This window comes from Priestia sp. SIMBA_032 (assembly GCF_046535215.1).
In the GTDB taxonomy this organism is placed as follows: Bacteria; Bacillota; Bacilli; order Bacillales; family Bacillaceae_H; genus Priestia; species Priestia aryabhattai.
Genome location: NZ_JAWRXD010000001.1, coordinates 445,777 through 462,413, shown reverse-complemented (window position 1 = coordinate 462,413; position 16,637 = coordinate 445,777). Strand labels below are relative to the sequence as shown.

The following is a 16,637-nucleotide window of genomic DNA, read 5'->3' as shown; positions in this document are numbered from 1 at the left end:
GAGGTTGGGGAATGGTATGAAAAAATGGCGATTGAACTTTCGCGTTTTGTCGTTATTTACGCTGCTTGCATTCGTGTTATCGGCCTGTGGAAAACCGTTTTTGTCAACACTTAAGCCTGCAGGTGAGGTAGCTGAAGAACAATATTCGCTTATGCTGCTTAGTACAGCCATCATGGTTTTAGTTATTATTGTTGTCACCATTATCTTTATATTTGTTATTCTGCGCTTTCGTCGTCGTAAAGGCGAAGAGAATGTGATTCCAAAGCAGGTAGAGGGGAGCAGAAAGTTAGAAATTATATGGACAGTGATTCCTATCTTGCTGCTGATTATTTTGACTGTTCCAACGGTCATCTCAACATTTAAGCTAGCGGACGTAAAGGGAATGAAGGACAAAGATGCTGTCGTAGTAAATGTGCGTGCTAACTTGTACTGGTGGGAATTTGAGTATCCTAATCAAAAAATTATTACATCCCAAGATCTAGTTGTTCCAACGGATAAAAAAGTCTACTTTAATATTAAAGCTTCTGACGTCAAGCACTCATTCTGGATTCCTTCAGTTGGAGGAAAGCTCGATGCTAACACAGAAAATGATAATAAATTCTGGCTAGTGTTTGATTCTAAAAAATCGAAGGAAGCTAACGGGGTTTTCTACGGAAAATGTGCTGAGCTTTGCGGTCCATCTCATTCTCTTATGGACTTTAAAGTACGGGCTGTATCAAGCAGTGAATTTGATACGTGGGCAAAAGATTTGAAAAAGGCAAAGCCTGATGTAGAAACAGCATCCGCAAAAGCTGGTCAAGAGGTCTTTAATGAAAGCTGTATCGGATGTCATGCTGTTGACGTCAAAGACAATCGTCCAGAGCAAGCTCGTCAAGCGCCAAACTTAGCCGGTTTTTCTGAACGTGAGCGTGTAGCTGGAGTGCTTCCTCACAACAAGGAAAATATCAAAAAATGGTTAAAAGACCCTGAAAAAGTTAAGCCGGGTAATAAGATGAGTGGTACATATCCTGACTTAACTGATGAACAAGTGAATGAGCTAGCAGACTATTTAATGAGTTTAAAAGAAAAATAAACGTCCAGTCGTTTTTAAAAGGGGAGGTTTAACGATGAGTACACTCAGTCAAAAGAAGGGTGTAGGTGGAACAATTTGGGACTTTATGACAACCGTTGATCATAAGAAAATCGCCATTCTTTATTTAATTGCCGGCGGTATCTTTTTTCTAGTCGGAGGAGTGGAAGCGCTATTTATACGTATTCAGCTGGCTATACCAAGCAATGACTTTGTTAGTGCAGGAACGTATAATGAAATTTTAACAATGCATGGAACAACGATGATTTTCTTAGCTGCCATGCCGCTTCTTTTTGCTATGATGAATGCAGTTGTTCCGCTGCAAATCGGAGCTCGAGATGTAGCATTTCCATTTTTAAATTTGTTAGGTTTTTGGTTGTTTGCCTTTGGGGGACTCTTTTTAAATCTAAGCTGGTTTTTAGGAGGAGCACCTGATGCAGGTTGGACATCATATGCTTCGCTGTCTATTGCGTCGCCTGGTCACGGAATTGATTTTTATGCGATAGGTTTGCAGATTTCCGGAGCCGGGACATTGATTTCAGGTATCAACTTTCTCGTAACAATCATTAACATGAGGGCGCCAGGTATGACTTATATGCGTATGCCGCTGTTTACGTGGACGACGTTTGTTGCATCAGCTCTTATTTTGTTTGCGTTTCCAGCACTGACGGTTGGATTGTTTTTAATGATTTTTGACCGCTTGTTCGGCGGAAACTTTTTTGACGCCACAATGGGTGGAAATACGATTATCTGGGAACATCTTTTCTGGATATTCGGTCATCCGGAAGTATATATTTTAATTCTTCCAGCGTTTGGTGTTTTCTCGGAAATTTTACCTACTTTTTCAAGAAAGAGATTATTCGGGTACTCGTCGATGGTTTTTGCTACCGTATTAATCGGATTTTTAGGGTTCATGGTGTGGGCTCACCACATGTTTACAACCGGACTTGGTCCGATTGCAAATGCCATTTTTGCTGTCGCTACGATGGCCATCGCCGTTCCAACTGGAATTAAAATTTTCAACTGGCTGTTTACGCTTTGGGGAGGAAGTATTGAGTTTACGTCTCCAATGCTTTACGCTGTCGCCTTTATTCCGTCATTTGTTATCGGAGGAGTAACAGGAGTTATGGCAGCTGTAGCACCTGCAGATTATCAATTTCAAGATTCTTATTTTATCGTCGCTCACTTCCATTACGTTATCGTAGGCGGTGTCGTATACGCTATATTAGCAGGTGTCACATACTGGTGGCCAAAAATGTTTGGGAAGATGTTAGATGAAAAGTTAAGCAAAGCAACGTTCTGGCTCTTTTTGATTGGTTTCCACTTAACGTTCTTTATTCAGCATTTCTTAGGCCTAATGGGGATGCCTCGCCGCGTATGGACGTTCTTGCCTAATCAAGGTCTCGACCTTGGAAATGCAATCAGTTCATCAGGAGCTGCTTTCATGGCGGTTGCTACGCTCATTTTACTTGTTAACATTATAAAAACAACTGCCAAAGGACAAAGAGTAGGAGGAGACCCTTGGGGGGACGGACGTACATTAGAATGGGCTATTTCATCTCCGCCTCCAGAGTATAACTTTAAACAAACGCCGCTTGTACGCGGGTTAGATGCATATTGGATTGAAAAAATGGCAGGAAATAAAGAAATGACGCCAGCCGAACCTCTTGGTGATATTCATATGCCAAACTCGTCGTTTATTCCATTTATGATATCGCTTGGAATGTTTATTGCAGGGATTGGCTTTTTGTATCGAAATGATCATGCGTGGGGAGATGTTGTAGGGATTATCGGAATGATTGTCATGTTTTTATCGATGTTCTTCCGTTCATGGATTGATGATCACGGCTTTCATATTCACAAAGAGGACTTAGTTGATGATGACAAGGAGGCGAAGATGTAATGGAGACTGAACAAAAGCTAACTGCTGAAACTTTCCCTGCTTCGCCTGAAAAAGCAACGCTTGAAGGGAAAAATAAATTTACCGGCTTTTGGCTCTTTTTAGGCGGAGAGACGGTTTTGTTTGCTTCACTTTTTGCTACTTATTTAGCTTTGCGTAATTCAACGATGTCAGGGCCTAAGCCAGAAGAATTGTTTGATATTAAGCTTGTTTTTGCAGCCACCATGATTTTATTAACAAGTTCACTAACAAGCGTATATGCTATGTATCATATGAAAAATTTTGAATTTAAAAAGATGCAGCTATGGTTAGGCGTTACGTGGCTTTTAGGTTTAGCGTTTTTAGGGCTAGAAATTTATGAGTTCAGGCATTATGTTCATGAAGGGCATACGTTTACAAGCAGCGCATTCGGTTCTTCTTTCTACGCGCTGGTTGGGACACACGGAGCTCACGTAACGTTCGGATTGCTTTGGATTGGTTCTTTGATGATTCGAAATGCGAAGCGAGGGCTAAACTTATATAACGCTCCTAAATATTATGTCGCAAGTTTATACTGGCACTTTATCGATGTTGTGTGGGTCTTTATTTTCACGGTTGTATATTTAATGGGAATGGTGGGATAAGCTGATGACGACAAATCAATCAAACTCAGATAACCCAAGGCTCAATTTAGAGTATCGTAAAAAAAGAAACGCAGAAGATATGAAGATGCAAGTTATCTCTTTTGCGATGATGTTGTTTTTAACACTAATTGCTTTTTTTGCGGTTTATCAAGAGTTTAGCGGATGGTACATTATGCCGGTGATTGTGCTCTTGGCTGTTGTTCAAGTCATCTTTCAACTTTATTATTTCATGCATATGAACCACAAAGGACATACCATACCAGCATTTTTCTTGTATTCAGGCGTATTGGTAGCTCTTTTAACCATTTTAGCTTTTGTAACCATTATTTGGTGGTAAAGAGAAGGGCTGGCATACGCCAGTCCTTTTCATCATCTGTAGAAGGAGGAATAGACGTTGATTAACAATTTGCAGATGTTTGGTTTTGAAGCACTTTGGAGTCCTTACTATTTTTTAACCATTTGTCTGGTGACCGTCTTATATTTTGTCATCGTTGGTAGATGGAGAGGGAATTTTATAGGAGCGGCGGCCGTAGACAGAAAAACAAAAGCGTATTTTGTTATCAGCATGGTTCTTTTATATATATGCAAAGGAGGACCTGTAGATTTACTGGGGCATTTTATGTTTAGTGCTCATATGACGCAAATGGCAATTGTTTACTTGGTGATTCCTCCGCTTTTTATTTTAGGAATTCCGCCGTGGTTAGCTCGTTCTGTTATTTATGTAAGAGGGGTTAAACCTGTTTTTAAATTTTTTACAAAGCCCCTAATTGCACTACTATTATTTAATGGGTTATTTTCTTTGTATCATATTCCGCTGCTTTTTGATGTTATTAAAACGGATATGACGCTTCACGGAATCGTGAGTGTTGTATTATTTATCGCTGCATTTTGTATGTGGTGGCCACTCGTTAATCAGCTAGAAGAAGAACAAACGCTAAGTTCTTTAAAAAAGCTTGGATACATTTTTGCAGATGGTGTACTCCTTACTCCAGCGTGCGCGCTGATTATTTTTGCAAACCATTCTTTGTATGCAACGTATACAGACTCAAGCGCTTGGGTACAAGCTCTTTCCCTTTGTGTACCGCCTTCTATGATTGCAAGTTTAGGGCAGCTTGCTCCCGAGATGTTTAATACGCTGCCTCCCGTGGAAGATCAGCAGCTAGGCGGCGTTATTATGAAGATTATTCAAGAAATTGTGTATGGAACGGTTTTAGGATTTATTTTTTTTCAGTGGGCTCGAAAAGAACGAGAGAAAGATACGTACATGCCCGATTTTACTGAGCCTCAAGATATAAAACCAAAGGAATTTTCGACTACTCCTCCTTTGAATTAAAAAAAGCGCAGTGTGATTACTGCGCTTTTTCTAATTCTATAGCTGAACGGTTTCAAGCTGTGATTTGATTTGTGCTAATATCTTTTCACACTGTTCTACAAGAGATGGTGGAAAGTATTCGCCGTCTCCATATTCTACACCGTGAGGATAATAATGTTTGCCTAGCAGAGGTGTCATAAGGTGAATAACAGCATGCCTGCCCCCTACATCGCCTGAAATAGCATGTCCTTGGACTCGCAAATAGAAGGTATCTCGCTGAAACTCGAATTTTCGATCGTACGTGACGCGTTCATAATCCCATTGTCCGGCGCGGACCAGACCAAATTGATGCATAATCTCATCTAATAAATCTAAATCAACCTTTAATGAATCAAATTTTGCATATTCAAATTTCATATGAACTCCCTCCCAAAACAGATATACCCCAATTAAATCATAAGCCGAATGGATAAAACTTGCAATATCTAATAAGGAAAAATGTAAACGTTATCTATTTTTATTTAAACGTTTTAAATACGAAAGTTTACTAAAAAGTTGGTCACACTATAAAACGAGCACACGATGTAAAGGAGGATGAAACAATGAAAACTGTACAAGAGGTAATGACAGCTGATACGGAAACATGCACCACGCTTGATAACGTATATGAAGTAGCAGTGAAAATGAAGGAATGGAATGTAGGAGCAATTCCAATTGTCGATAGAAATCAGCTAGTAGGAATGATTACAGATCGAGACTTAGTTATAAAAGGCATCGCAGAAAAGAAGCCAAATTCAAGTAAAGTAACGGATGTTATGAGTGAAGAGCTTATCACTATTACAGCAGAAGCCTCTGTAGAAGAAGCTTCTAAGCTTATGGCTCAACATCAAATCCGTCGTCTTCCTGTTGTGGAAAATCAAAAGCTAGTAGGGATTGTATCGCTAGGTGATTTGTCAACGTTTCGCTATGCAAATGAACGCGCAGGAGAAGCGCTCTCAGACATTTCAGAACAACCGCATTAAAAAGCGAAGCCAACTGTTTGCAGGATATTCGTAAATAGTTGGCTTTTTCTTTTGTTTCCTTCATACCAATAGCTATTTTTTTTTGAATGCATGTATAATAGAGATAAAAATAAGTTAAACAGGTAAAGAAAACAGGTGTAAGGAGAGGAAGAAAAGCTGAAAAAAGTTATTTTTATTCTCGTATTAATAGTGGCATTTGTATACGCGGAGGATTATTTACCTCAGCTAGAAAAATATCTAACGGGTCAAAATAGTGAGCAAAACCAAACGGATTCCAAAAGTCAGCCCACACAAGAAGTGGCTTCTTATGAAAAACAAAATGAAAATATGATGAAGCTCATTGGAGATCATTCAGAACAGTTAATTGGAATGCTTGGAGAGCCGGATCGTATTGATTCTTCTGCATATGGCTATGACTGGTGGATTTACAAAAAGAATCGTCAAACATATGCGCAGGTAGGAGTAGAAAATAATCAAGTCGTATCTGTATACGTCATTGGCTCAAAAACAAATACAGATCCTTTTGAGATTGGTGAGAATCGAGAGGAAGTAGAAAAAAGAGTTTCACTTTCATCCCAACTCACGCTTCAAAAAGACGGAAATGAATACCGATTTCGTCTGAGTGAAGAAGATATGAAAATGCGTCCAATTATTAAATATGGAGATGTATACGTCCAACTATATTTTGATCAGTTCCTTAATACAATCTCAAGTATTCGAATTATGGACATGGAGACGCTATTAAAACAGCGTCCGTACGAAATTGTTTATCGCGGCGAGCTTCCTACAGCTCCGTCATTGACAGCAGAGGAGTGGAAAAGTGTCCAAGAAGGGGAAGAGCAGCAAATTATCGATATTACAAATGTAATTCGAGACCGGTTTCAGTTGTCACCTTTAGCTTGGGACGAAGCCACTGCCGGAGTAGCTTATTTACACAGTAAAGAAATGAGTGATTTAAACTATTTCTCTCACGTTTCACCAGCACAAGGTGATTTAGGCAACCGTCTGCAAAAAGGTGAGGTAGTATACCGTATAGCGGGCGAAAATATTGCCTCGAATTATCAGGATGGAATCGCTGCGGTTGAAGGGTGGCTTAATAGTGAGGGACATCGTAAGGCTTTACTCAATAAAGAGTTTACGCGTCTTGGTGTAGGTGTATATGAGAAATATTATACGCAAAACTTTATCACTCCGATGAATGAATAGTAAGATTAAAACTTCCTTTTGAAAATAGGTCTACTCTTGTCCTCTTTCTCATAAGTTTTAGTAGAGGTTAGAGGAGGGACGAGAATGAAAGGAAGAATAGTAGGAATATTGCTCGTACTTTTCTTTGCATATACGACTACTGTACATGCAGCTGAAGGGCAGTGGGAAAAGCTTGATAACTTATCTGATCAAACGCTATCGCTTGTAGAGCAAAAGGAGTATAAAGCAGCCCAACATTTGTTCAGAAACTTTTCGAATGAATTTACCAGTCTCAATACAGCTTCTTTGGGCGTATCGGCCGAAGATATACGTATTTTAACTCTTTGTTATGAACAGGTAGAAAGGTCTCTTTTATCTTCTGATTCCAGTGATGAAGAACGTCTTCAAAAAGCTACTCAATTTCGATTATTAGTCGATGCGCTGCACAGCAAGCATCAGCCTATGTGGACTGAGCTCGAAGGCAGTATGCTAGCAACATTTAAAGAGATGCGAAATGAAGCGGTAAAAGGAGAACAAGCGGCCTATGAAGCGCAGCTTAAGCAATTTTTGAAGGAATATGATATGATCTTACCGAGCGCGCAGGTAGACGTGTCGTCTCCCTACGTACAGCGTGTGAGCGCGGACGTTCACTTTTTACAAACTGAAGGAACGCTAAGTGAGATTAACGATGAGCAGTTTAACCAAATGGAACAAAATTTAAAAGATTTTTTTGAACAAGTAAAAGAAAATCGTACAGACCCGTCTTTTATTTGGGTTACAATTACCACCGGAAGTATTATTATTGCTACACTTTTTTATGTAGGAGCGCGAAAATATTTCGCTGACCAGAAAAGAAAGTCAGCCAGAGGGCGTAATGATTGACGTAAAAGCGCAGAATTGTCTAAAATAAAAGAGTAGTCAAACATATAATGAAAGGTGTGGGTAAATGAGCTTTTTGATTTATTTTCTCATTATTATCCTTGTGCCAATTTGGGCACAGTTTAAGGTGAGAAGTGCTTACAAAAAATATTCACAAGTAAGCAACTCATCAGGAATGACAGGCGCAGAAGTAGCAAGAAAAATTTTAGATGAAAACGGGTTGTACAACGTTCACGTAGAGCCTGTAGGCGGATTTTTATCCGATCACTACGATCCTCGTTCAAAAGTCATTCGTTTGTCAGAAGACAACTATTACGGAACGTCTGTCGCAGGTGCTGCCGTTGCGGCTCACGAAGTGGGACACGCGATTCAAGACAAAGAAAACTATTCGTTTTTACGTCTTCGCCACTCGCTTGTACCGGTGGCAAGCCTTGGATCAAACGCTTCTTGGATTTTAATTATGATTGGAATTATCGCGTCGATTAAGCCGTTGCTATTGTTAGGTATTATCTTCATGGCAGCAGCGGTCGTATTCCAAGTTGTAACACTGCCTGTTGAATTTAACGCTTCAAGCCGAGCGATGACGCAAATCGTCTCAGTCGGAGCGATTCGAAATGACGAAGAGCGCGAGACGCGCAAAGTGCTTAACGCAGCGGCTTTAACATACGTAGCAGCCGCAGCAGTAGCAGTTCTTGAGCTGGTTCGTTTAATCATGATTTATACAGGAATGAATAACGACGACTAATAAAAAAATACCGCATTAGCGGTATTTTTTTATCTTTCAAGCGGCTTTTTATTTTCATCAAGGGTAAATCCTTCGCCTAAGACATCATGAACATCGGTAACTGCAACGAATGCGTGTGGATCTACAGAAGTAATAACTTGCTTTAAACGGAAAATTTCATTTTTACTAACCACGCAGTATAGCACGTTGGTATCTTGCTTAGAAAAAGAACCTTGTCCTTTTAAAATCGTCACGCCTCGATCCATTTCTTTCATAATTTTATCCGATATGGCTTCGTTATGATTTGAAATGATCGTTGCGCCTTTGGCGGCATACGCGCCGTCTTGCATAAAGTCAATAACCCGTGCAGCGACAAAGACTGCAACAAGTGTGTACATAGCTTCTCGGTAGGATAAATAAATGAGAGACGCACTAATCACAATAAAGTCAAATAGAAACATCGTTTTCCCCATATTCCACCCGATATATTTTTGAACAACGCGTGCGATAATATCGACTCCTCCCGTTGTTCCTCCAAACCTGAAAATAATACCAAGACCCACTCCAATAAAAACACCGGCAAAAAGAGCTGCTAGAGTCATATCATGGCGCAGGGGCATATTCACCGGGAAACGCTGGAATATCCATAAAAATAGTGATAAGCTGACGACTCCGAGCATGGTATAAATAAAGGCTGTTCTCCCTAATAGTTTCCATCCTACAAAAAACAAAGGAATATTTAACACTAAGTTAGAATAAGAGGGATCAATGTTAAATAAGAAAAATAAAAGCAGGGTGATGCCTGTGAATCCACCTTCAGCTAAATTGTTTTGCATGTTAAAATTGACAAGTCCAAACGCAAATATGGCAGCACCAAGCAGTATAAAAATAATATTTTTTAATCTGAGACCTTTCATACTTACAAACCTCCTATGACCGTTTTTGCACTACCTTATCATAAAGGAATATATTTCATTTCGTAAATAACTATCGAAAAGATTTTTGAAAATAGTAAAAAGTGATGACGTTTCTTCTAGTGCTATGTATTAGTAGTATCCTCAATTCGTAAAATATAGACAGATTTTTGAGAATTAAGGGAAACATGAGGAATATTGTGAAAGAGCATCTGATAAAGGCTTGGTAAGAAGAAGTAATTACACTAAATAATTTGAAGTAAAGATGTTATAATAGTAAGCTGAGTGTACTTCTAAAAGAGGTGAAATAAAAAGATGTCAAAAAAAACGATGGAGCAAATGCAGCAAGAAGTTGATGCATATATTAGCCAATTTAAAGAAGGATATTTTAGTCCTCTTGCTATGCTTGCGCGCATGTCGGAAGAAGTGGGCGAATTATCGCGCGAAATTAACCACTATTATGGTGAAAAGCCGAAGAAAACGACTGAAGCAGAACGTACGGTCGAAGAAGAAATGGGCGACATTTTATTTGTATTAATTTGCTTTGCAAATTCATTAAATATCGATTTACAAGAAGCGCATGATCGCGTTATGAATAAATTTAATACGCGTGACAAAGATCGCTGGACGAAAAAAGAAGACTAAGGAGAGATAAAGAATGGACAAAATTCGAATTGTACTTGCAGGACCAAGAGGTCGTATGGGAAAAGAAGCCGTATTATTAATAGAAGAAACAGAGCATTTTGAATTAGTAGCAGCGGTAGATCGTATTAATGAGGGAAAATACATAAGTGATATTGAAGGAATGCCAAATGTACAAGCGCCAATCTACACGGATATTGAAAAATGTTTTCAAGACGTTAAGGCAGATGTTTTAGTTGATTTGACAACACCTGAAATTGGGCGCGTTCATACTAAAACAGCCCTAACATATGGAGTAAGACCTGTCGTAGGAACAACGGGCTTTTCAGAAGAAGATTTAAAAGAATTAAAGCAGCTTGCTGAAGAGAAAGAGCTTGGCTGTATCATTGCACCTAATTTTGCGATTGGCGCTATTTTAATGATGAAGTTTTCACAAATGGCAGCTAAATACTTCGATGATGTTGAAATTATTGAAATGCATCACGATCAAAAGTTAGATGCACCATCAGGAACAGGCTTAAAAACAGCGGAGCTTATCAGTGAAGTTCGTGAAGCAAAAAAACAAGGTCATCCTGAGGAAAAAGAATTGCTAGAGGGAGCACGCGGTGCAGATTATGAAGGAATCCGCCTACATAGCGTACGTTTGCCAGGACTGATTGCTCACCAAGAAGTGATGTTCGGAGGATTTGGACAAACATTAAAAATTCGTCATGATTCATACAACCGTGCTTCTTTTATGTCAGGTGTGAAGCTAGCTGTTGATACAGTTATGAACGTAGACACACTTGTATATGGGTTAGAAAATATTATTGACTAAGGAGCGAGAAAAATGAAAATCGCCTTAATTGCACATGATAAAAAGAAAAATGATATGGTACAATTCACAACAGCCTATCAAGCGATTTTACAGGAACATTCGCTGTTCGCAACAGGAACAACAGGAACGCGTATTTCAGAAGCAACAGGTTTGAAGGTTCACCGCTTTCAATCAGGGCCGCTCGGAGGAGATCAGGAGATAGGAGCTTTAATTGCTCAAAATGAAATGGATATGGTTATTTTTTTCCGCGATCCGTTAACAGCTCAGCCCCATGAACCTGATATTTCAGCTCTGATGCGTCTCTGTGACGTCTATGCAGTTCCTCTTGCAACAAATATGGGAACAGCAGAGATTTTAATTCATGGACTTGAACGAGGCGATTTGCATTGGCGTTCAATTATAAAAAAATAGGGTGAAGATAATGAAAGAAACAATAGATATCCTTGCCTTTGGTGCCCATGCCGATGATGTAGAAATCGGCATGGGTGGAACCATTGCAAGAATGAGTGAACAAGGTTTGAAGGTAGTTATTTGCGATTTGACGCAAGCTGAACTTTCTTCAAATGGAACGGTTGAACTTCGAAAACAAGAAGCGACCAAAGCGGCTGATGTCTTAGGTGTTCATGAGCGAATCCATCTGAATTTGCCAGACAGAGGTTTGGTTTTAAAGGCAGAGTATATAGCTGAAATTGCATCAGTCATTCGCACGTATCAACCAAGGATTATATTTGCTCCTTACTTTGAAGATCGTCATCCTGATCATGGAAATTGTGCAAAACTTGTAGAAGAGGCCGTGTTTTCTGCGGGCGTTAAAAATTATATCGATGATAAAAAGCAAAAAGCTCATCGTGCTGAGTCTCTTTATTTCTATATGATAAATGGATTTCATAAGCCAGATTTTATCGTAGATGTATCAAGCACGTTTCAAAAGAAAGTAGCTAGTCTAGAGGCTTATGAAAGTCAATTTATAAAAACAGCAGATACGTTTGATACGCCGCTGGTAAACGGATATATTGAAACGGTAGAGAGCAGAGAGCGATTATTTGGCAAAGAAGTCGGGGTAGCATACGGTGAAGGTTTTTTATCTAAAAAACCGATTTTGATGTACGACGATTTAGTAGGTGGAAAATAAATGAAGTTAAAAATTGGTATTACATGTTATGCTTCCGTTGGAGGTTCAGGAGTGGTAGCAACGGAGCTAGGGAAGCTGCTGGCTGAAAAGGGGCACGAAATTCATTTTATTTCCTCTAGCATGCCTTTTAGATTGACGAAAGTATATCCAAATATTTATTTTCACGAAGTAGATGTAAATCAGTACTCCGTCTTTAAATACCCTCCGTATGATCTGGCTTTATCCAGTAAAATGGCTGAAGTGGTTAAAAGAGAAAAGCTTGACATTATTCATACGCACTATGCAATCCCCCATGCCGTTTGCGGGATTTTAGCTAAACAAATGGTAGAGCACGAAGTGAAAATTGTGACGACTCTTCATGGGACAGATATTACGGTTCTAGGAGAGGATCCATCGTTAAAAGATTTAATTAAATTTGGAATTGAAAAATCAGATGCAGTGACGGCTGTATCTCAGTCACTTGTTGATCAAACTCACCATTTAATTAGTCCAGATAAAGAAATTGAAACGATGTATAATTTTATTGATGAACGAGTTTATCATAAAAAAGAAGTTCAGTATTTAAAAGCGGAGTACGGCATATTAGAAAATGAAAAAGTCGTTATTCATATTTCAAACTTTCGTCAAGTCAAACGAGTTACAGATATAGTCAAAACATTTGCTATTATTAATAAAAAGCTTCAGTCTAAGCTGCTGCTTGTAGGAGACGGCCCTGAAATGACGGTTGTGTCTCAATTAGTAAGAGAGCTAAATCTTCAAGATTCTGTGTTATTTCTGGGGAAACAAGAAAATGTAGCAGAATTATATTCGATTAGCGATTTAAAACTGTTATTATCTGAAAAAGAAAGCTTTGGGCTTGTACTTTTAGAAGCTATGGCTTGTGGTGTTCCATGCATCGGAACAAATATAGGCGGAATTCCCGAAGTAATTGAACACGAAAAAACAGGATATATTTGCGAAGTGGGAGATGTCGAAGAGGCAGCAAGCAAAGCAATTCAGCTACTTGAAAATGAACAGCTGCATCACCAAATGAGGGAAGCGTCTCTAAGCGCAGTTAATCATAAATTTCATTCAACAGAGATTGTGAGTCAATATGAAAAACTTTATTATAAATTGGTACAGGGTTGAAGAATGGAGGAAGTTATGAAAGAACCGTTCATTCATCCGCTTTATATTATTGAAAAACTGGAGACAGCCGGTTACGAAGCGTATTTTGTTGGAGGAGCGGTTAGGGATCTCATTTTAAATCGGACGATTGGAGATATTGATATCGCTACGTCAGCTAGGCCTGAACAAGTGATGGAACTCTTTCCTAAGACGATTCATGTAGGAATCGAGCATGGTACGGTTGTCGTTGTCCATGAGAACGAGACCTATGAGGTAACTACTTTTCGCTCTGAGGGAGAATATGATGATTTTCGTCGTCCCTCGTCCGTTACGTTTATTTCGTCTCTTATAGAAGATTTGCAGCGTCGCGATTTTACAATCAATGCAATGGCTATGAATGCAAAAGGAGAAATCATTGATCCATTTAATGGAAGAGAAGATTTACGAAACCAGTTAATTCGCACTGTCGGAAATGCTAAAGAACGCTTTCATGAAGATGCTCTTCGTATGATGAGAGCCGTTCGCTTTGTCAGTCAGCTGGCGTTTTCGCTGTCTGATCAAACTAAAAGAGCCATTCAGCAATACGGTGAACTGCTGAGGCATGTTTCTATTGAACGCATTACAGTTGAATTCGAAAAAATGCTGAGCGGAAAGCGTCCGTCTTTAGCATTAGCACTTGTAGCAGATACGGAGCTGTATCGCTACTTGCCCCAATTGAATGTAGATCCGCAAAAATTCCGATCTGTTTGTGCACACGATTGGATGATGCTACAGCGAGTATCGGAGTCATGGACACTTCTGGTACATCTACTCGACATTCAAGACAAGCAGGCATTTTTTAAAAGCTGGAAATTATCTAATAAGCAAATTAAAGATATTCAGCTTCAGTCTATTGGTCTTCGAGACGTTTTGGAAAATGGATGGTCAAAACGCATCATGTATACAATTGGAGAGCAGGCCAGCGTAAGCGTGAACCGTATTTTACAACTTCTTCGAAGCAACGAGCATATGAATGAACATGAGCTTCTTTACATCTATAACGAGCTGCCTATTCATTCTTTAAAAGATTTAGATATAAATGGTCAAGATCTCTTAGCGTGGACAGGTAAAAAGGGTGGTCCATGGGTGTCTCAACTGTTAAAAGAAATTGAGGAGAAAGTTCTATACAATGAGTTAATGAACACGAAATCTTCAATAAGAAAGTGGGTGCAGTCTTGCAGTCAGATATAAGAAGAACGCTGCTTGAAATGTTTACGAACGCAGATGGGGACTATGTGTCCGGCCAAAAGATCAGCGATTTATTAGGCTGTTCAAGAACAGCTGTATGGAAGCATATCGAAGAGCTGCGAAAAGACGGCTATGAACTTGAAGCTGTTCGTAAAAAAGGCTATCGCATTGTTGGGAAGCCGAACAAAGTAAGCAGCAACGAGCTTTTATTAGGGCTCCAAACAACAAAAATCGGTCAGTATATTCATTATGAGGAAAGCGTGCATTCTACTCAAAAAATTGCTCATCGAATTGCTCAAGAAGGAGCAAAAGAAGGAACGGTCGTAGTTGCTGAAGAGCAAACGGCAGGGAGAGGAAGACTTGATAGAGCGTGGTATTCCCCAAAATATACTGGTGCCTGGATGAGTATTATACTGCGTCCTTCTATCCCTCCGCAGCAGGCTCCTCAGCTGACTCTACTATCAGCAGTGGCTGTTGTACAGGCCATTCAAGAAGTGACGAACCTTTCTCCAGACATTAAATGGCCTAATGATGTTTTATTAAATGGGAAGAAGCTAGTTGGGATTTTAACAGAAATGCAGGCTGATTTTGACCGGATTCATTCGGTCATCATTGGAATCGGCATTAATGTGAATCAACAGGAAACGGATTTTAATGAACAAATCAAACACATTGCCACATCTTTACGTATTGAAAAAGGTGAAGAAATTAATCGTGCAGCTTTGATGCAAGCGTTTTTCTTAAAGTTAGAAACCCTTTATGAAGAATACTTAAAAAATGGCTTTGGTTTAATTAAAGTTCTTTGGGAAACGTATGCGATCAGTATTGGCAAGCGAATTATAGCACGCACGATGACAGCCAACATTGAAGGCTTTGCAAAAGGTATAACGGATGAAGGCGTTCTATTGATTGAAGATGACCAAGGAGTTATACACCGAATTCATTCTGCAGATATTGAGCTCTCTGCTAAAAAATAGTAGAAAAATAAAGAAATTTTTATTATAATACGAGTATCAAGGTAGTATCGCAAGAACTTCACTTGATACTCGTTTTTTTATTTTTAATACGACAATAAATCTGCCTTGATCCATTAAGGACTAGGACAGAGGGATGACGCGTAGGTAAGCACATTAGGTAAAGTGTGCTTTTTATAGATAAAGTCTGTCAAAGTCCTTCTTCCTTTTATAGGTAGAAGGACTTTTTGTGTGCAGACGTGCGCTCATCTCCTCTGAGAAGGAGGAGAAAGTTAGTGAAAACAAAATTAGATTTTTTACGTATGAAACAGAACAATGAACCAATTGTGATGCTGACTGCCTACGATTATCCGTCAGCTAAGTACGCTGAGGAAGCAGGCGTAGACATGATTTTAGTAGGCGATTCTCTAGGAATGGTCGTTTTAGGATATGACTCTACGATTCCTGTAACGGTAGATGATATGATTCATCATACAAAAGCGGTTAAAAGAGGAGCTGCTGATACATTTATCGTCACCGACATGCCATTTATGTCCTATCACGTGTCGAAAGAAGACACGATGAAAAATGCTGCTCGTATTATGCAGGAAAGCGGAGCTCATGCTTTAAAAGTAGAAGGTGCAAAGGATGTTCTTTATACAATTTCAGAATTGACGCAAGCTGGTATTCCGGTTGTTGCACATCTCGGGTTAACTCCTCAGTCTGTCGGTGTCCTGGGCGGTTATAAAGTGCAGGGAAAAGAAGCGAAAGAAGCCAAACAGCTAATCCAAGACGCGATCAAGTGTGAGCAGGCGGGAGCTATTGCTGTTGTATTAGAATGTGTTCCTAAACAAGTAGCAAAACAAGTAGCTGAACGCCTGAGCATTCCAACAATCGGAATTGGAGCAGGGGCGGACACGGATGGTCAAGTACTTGTATACCACGATGTATTAACGTACGGAGTCGAACGTGTGCCAAAATTTGTTCAGTCATTTGCAAAAATAAATGAGCCTATTTTACAGGGGCTTTCTCAGTATGTAAGTGAAGTGAAAAAAAGAGAGTTTCCGAAAGAAGCACATACTTTTTCAATGAAAGAAGAGCAGTTAACGGCACTGTACGGAGGGAAATAAG

The 16,637-nt window shown here is 39.4% G+C and carries 19 protein-coding genes; 17 read left to right on the top strand and 2 right to left on the bottom strand.

From position 1 onward, the window contains the following. Positions 1 to 16 precede the first annotated feature (16 nt). The 5 genes from coxB to ctaG are packed head-to-tail and all read left to right on the top strand — an operon-like array spanning position 17 to position 4,925. A complete protein-coding gene (gene coxB, locus SB717_RS02320) occupies positions 17 to 1,072 on the top strand; it encodes a cytochrome c oxidase subunit II (protein WP_410903132.1) in 1,056 nt (351 codons plus the stop codon). A gap of 34 nt (positions 1,073 to 1,106) precedes the next feature. Next, complete coding sequence (gene ctaD / locus SB717_RS02315) at positions 1,107 to 2,972, top strand: cytochrome c oxidase subunit I (RefSeq protein ID WP_045293824.1); 1,866 nt, start codon at positions 1,107 to 1,109, stop codon at positions 2,970 to 2,972. Further along, positions 2,972 to 3,592 carry a cytochrome c oxidase subunit III gene (gene ctaE, locus SB717_RS02310; RefSeq protein WP_013056081.1) on the top strand — a complete coding sequence of 207 codons (621 nt, stop codon included), beginning with the start codon at positions 2,972 to 2,974 and terminating at the stop codon, positions 3,590 to 3,592. Before ctaD ends, ctaE begins: the two co-directional genes overlap by 1 nt. 4 nt (positions 3,593 to 3,596) lie before the next feature. Beyond that, entirely contained in the window at positions 3,597 to 3,929 is a 333-nt protein-coding gene (ctaF, locus tag SB717_RS02305; protein ID WP_014460982.1) for a cytochrome c oxidase subunit IVB, read from the top strand. Between the two features lie 57 nt (positions 3,930 to 3,986). Next, the gene (gene ctaG / locus SB717_RS02300) at positions 3,987 to 4,925 is read left to right on the top strand and encodes a cytochrome c oxidase assembly factor CtaG (RefSeq protein ID WP_081350922.1); all 939 of its coding nucleotides are present in this window, start codon (positions 3,987 to 3,989) and stop codon (positions 4,923 to 4,925) included. Positions 4,926 to 4,961: 36 nt separating this feature from the next. Here ctaG and SB717_RS02295 read toward each other — a convergent pair whose 3' ends face one another. Next, positions 4,962 to 5,321, bottom strand: coding sequence for a YugN family protein (locus SB717_RS02295; RefSeq protein WP_034653451.1), 360 nt, complete (start codon positions 5,319 to 5,321; stop codon positions 4,962 to 4,964). A gap of 185 nt (positions 5,322 to 5,506) precedes the next feature. Here SB717_RS02295 and SB717_RS02290 point away from each other — a divergent pair, with 185 nt between their 5' ends. The 4 genes from SB717_RS02290 (at position 5,507) to SB717_RS02275 (ending at position 8,735) form a co-directional block, all read left to right on the top strand. Next, positions 5,507 to 5,926, top strand: a complete 420-nt coding sequence (locus SB717_RS02290) for a CBS domain-containing protein (protein WP_410903131.1) — start codon at positions 5,507 to 5,509, stop codon at positions 5,924 to 5,926. 189 nt (positions 5,927 to 6,115) lie between these two features. Next, positions 6,116 to 7,132 carry a CAP domain-containing protein gene (locus SB717_RS02285; RefSeq protein ID WP_410903130.1) on the top strand — a complete coding sequence of 339 codons (1,017 nt, stop codon included), beginning with the start codon at positions 6,116 to 6,118 and terminating at the stop codon, positions 7,130 to 7,132. Positions 7,133 to 7,216: 84 nt separating this feature from the next. Then, positions 7,217 to 7,993, top strand: coding sequence for a sporulation protein YpjB (locus SB717_RS02280; RefSeq protein ID WP_014460979.1), 777 nt, complete (start codon positions 7,217 to 7,219; stop codon positions 7,991 to 7,993). A 64-nt stretch (positions 7,994 to 8,057) separates the two neighbouring features. After that, on the top strand, positions 8,058 to 8,735 hold the full coding sequence (locus SB717_RS02275; RefSeq protein WP_013056088.1) for a zinc metallopeptidase: 678 nt from the start codon (positions 8,058 to 8,060) through the stop codon (positions 8,733 to 8,735). 29 nt (positions 8,736 to 8,764) lie between these two features. Here SB717_RS02275 and SB717_RS02270 read toward each other — a convergent pair whose 3' ends face one another. Then, complete coding sequence (locus SB717_RS02270) at positions 8,765 to 9,631, bottom strand: YitT family protein (RefSeq protein ID WP_013082317.1); 867 nt, start codon at positions 9,629 to 9,631, stop codon at positions 8,765 to 8,767. Between the two features lie 312 nt (positions 9,632 to 9,943). On the opposite strand from SB717_RS02270, the gene SB717_RS02265 reads away from it, so the two are divergent. The 8 genes from SB717_RS02265 (at position 9,944) to panB (ending at position 16,636) form a co-directional block, all read left to right on the top strand. Next, positions 9,944 to 10,273 (top strand): nucleotide pyrophosphohydrolase, encoded by a 330-nt coding sequence (locus tag SB717_RS02265; protein ID WP_013056090.1) that lies wholly within the window; start codon positions 9,944 to 9,946, stop codon positions 10,271 to 10,273. 13 nt (positions 10,274 to 10,286) lie between these two features. Beyond that, positions 10,287 to 11,087 carry a 4-hydroxy-tetrahydrodipicolinate reductase gene (gene dapB, locus SB717_RS02260; protein WP_013056091.1) on the top strand — a complete coding sequence of 267 codons (801 nt, stop codon included), beginning with the start codon at positions 10,287 to 10,289 and terminating at the stop codon, positions 11,085 to 11,087. Between the two features lie 12 nt (positions 11,088 to 11,099). After that, complete coding sequence (gene mgsA / locus SB717_RS02255) at positions 11,100 to 11,498, top strand: methylglyoxal synthase (protein WP_013056092.1); 399 nt, start codon at positions 11,100 to 11,102, stop codon at positions 11,496 to 11,498. Positions 11,499 to 11,508: 10 nt separating this feature from the next. Then, on the top strand, positions 11,509 to 12,219 hold the full coding sequence (gene bshB1 / locus SB717_RS02250) for a bacillithiol biosynthesis deacetylase BshB1 (RefSeq protein ID WP_074678396.1): 711 nt from the start codon (positions 11,509 to 11,511) through the stop codon (positions 12,217 to 12,219). Continuing rightward, entirely contained in the window at positions 12,220 to 13,347 is a 1,128-nt protein-coding gene (gene bshA / locus SB717_RS02245; protein WP_410903129.1) for an N-acetyl-alpha-D-glucosaminyl L-malate synthase BshA, read from the top strand. Positions 13,348 to 13,362: 15 nt separating this feature from the next. Continuing rightward, positions 13,363 to 14,556 (top strand): CCA tRNA nucleotidyltransferase, encoded by a 1,194-nt coding sequence (locus SB717_RS02240; RefSeq protein WP_098621483.1) that lies wholly within the window; start codon positions 13,363 to 13,365, stop codon positions 14,554 to 14,556. Next, entirely contained in the window at positions 14,541 to 15,530 is a 990-nt protein-coding gene (locus SB717_RS02235) for a biotin--[acetyl-CoA-carboxylase] ligase (protein ID WP_335707013.1), read from the top strand. The genes SB717_RS02240 and SB717_RS02235 overlap by 16 nt, the downstream gene beginning before the upstream one ends. A 272-nt stretch (positions 15,531 to 15,802) precedes the next feature. Further along, entirely contained in the window at positions 15,803 to 16,636 is an 834-nt protein-coding gene (gene panB / locus SB717_RS02230) for a 3-methyl-2-oxobutanoate hydroxymethyltransferase (protein ID WP_028407963.1), read from the top strand. Position 16,637: the final 1 nt, after the last annotated feature.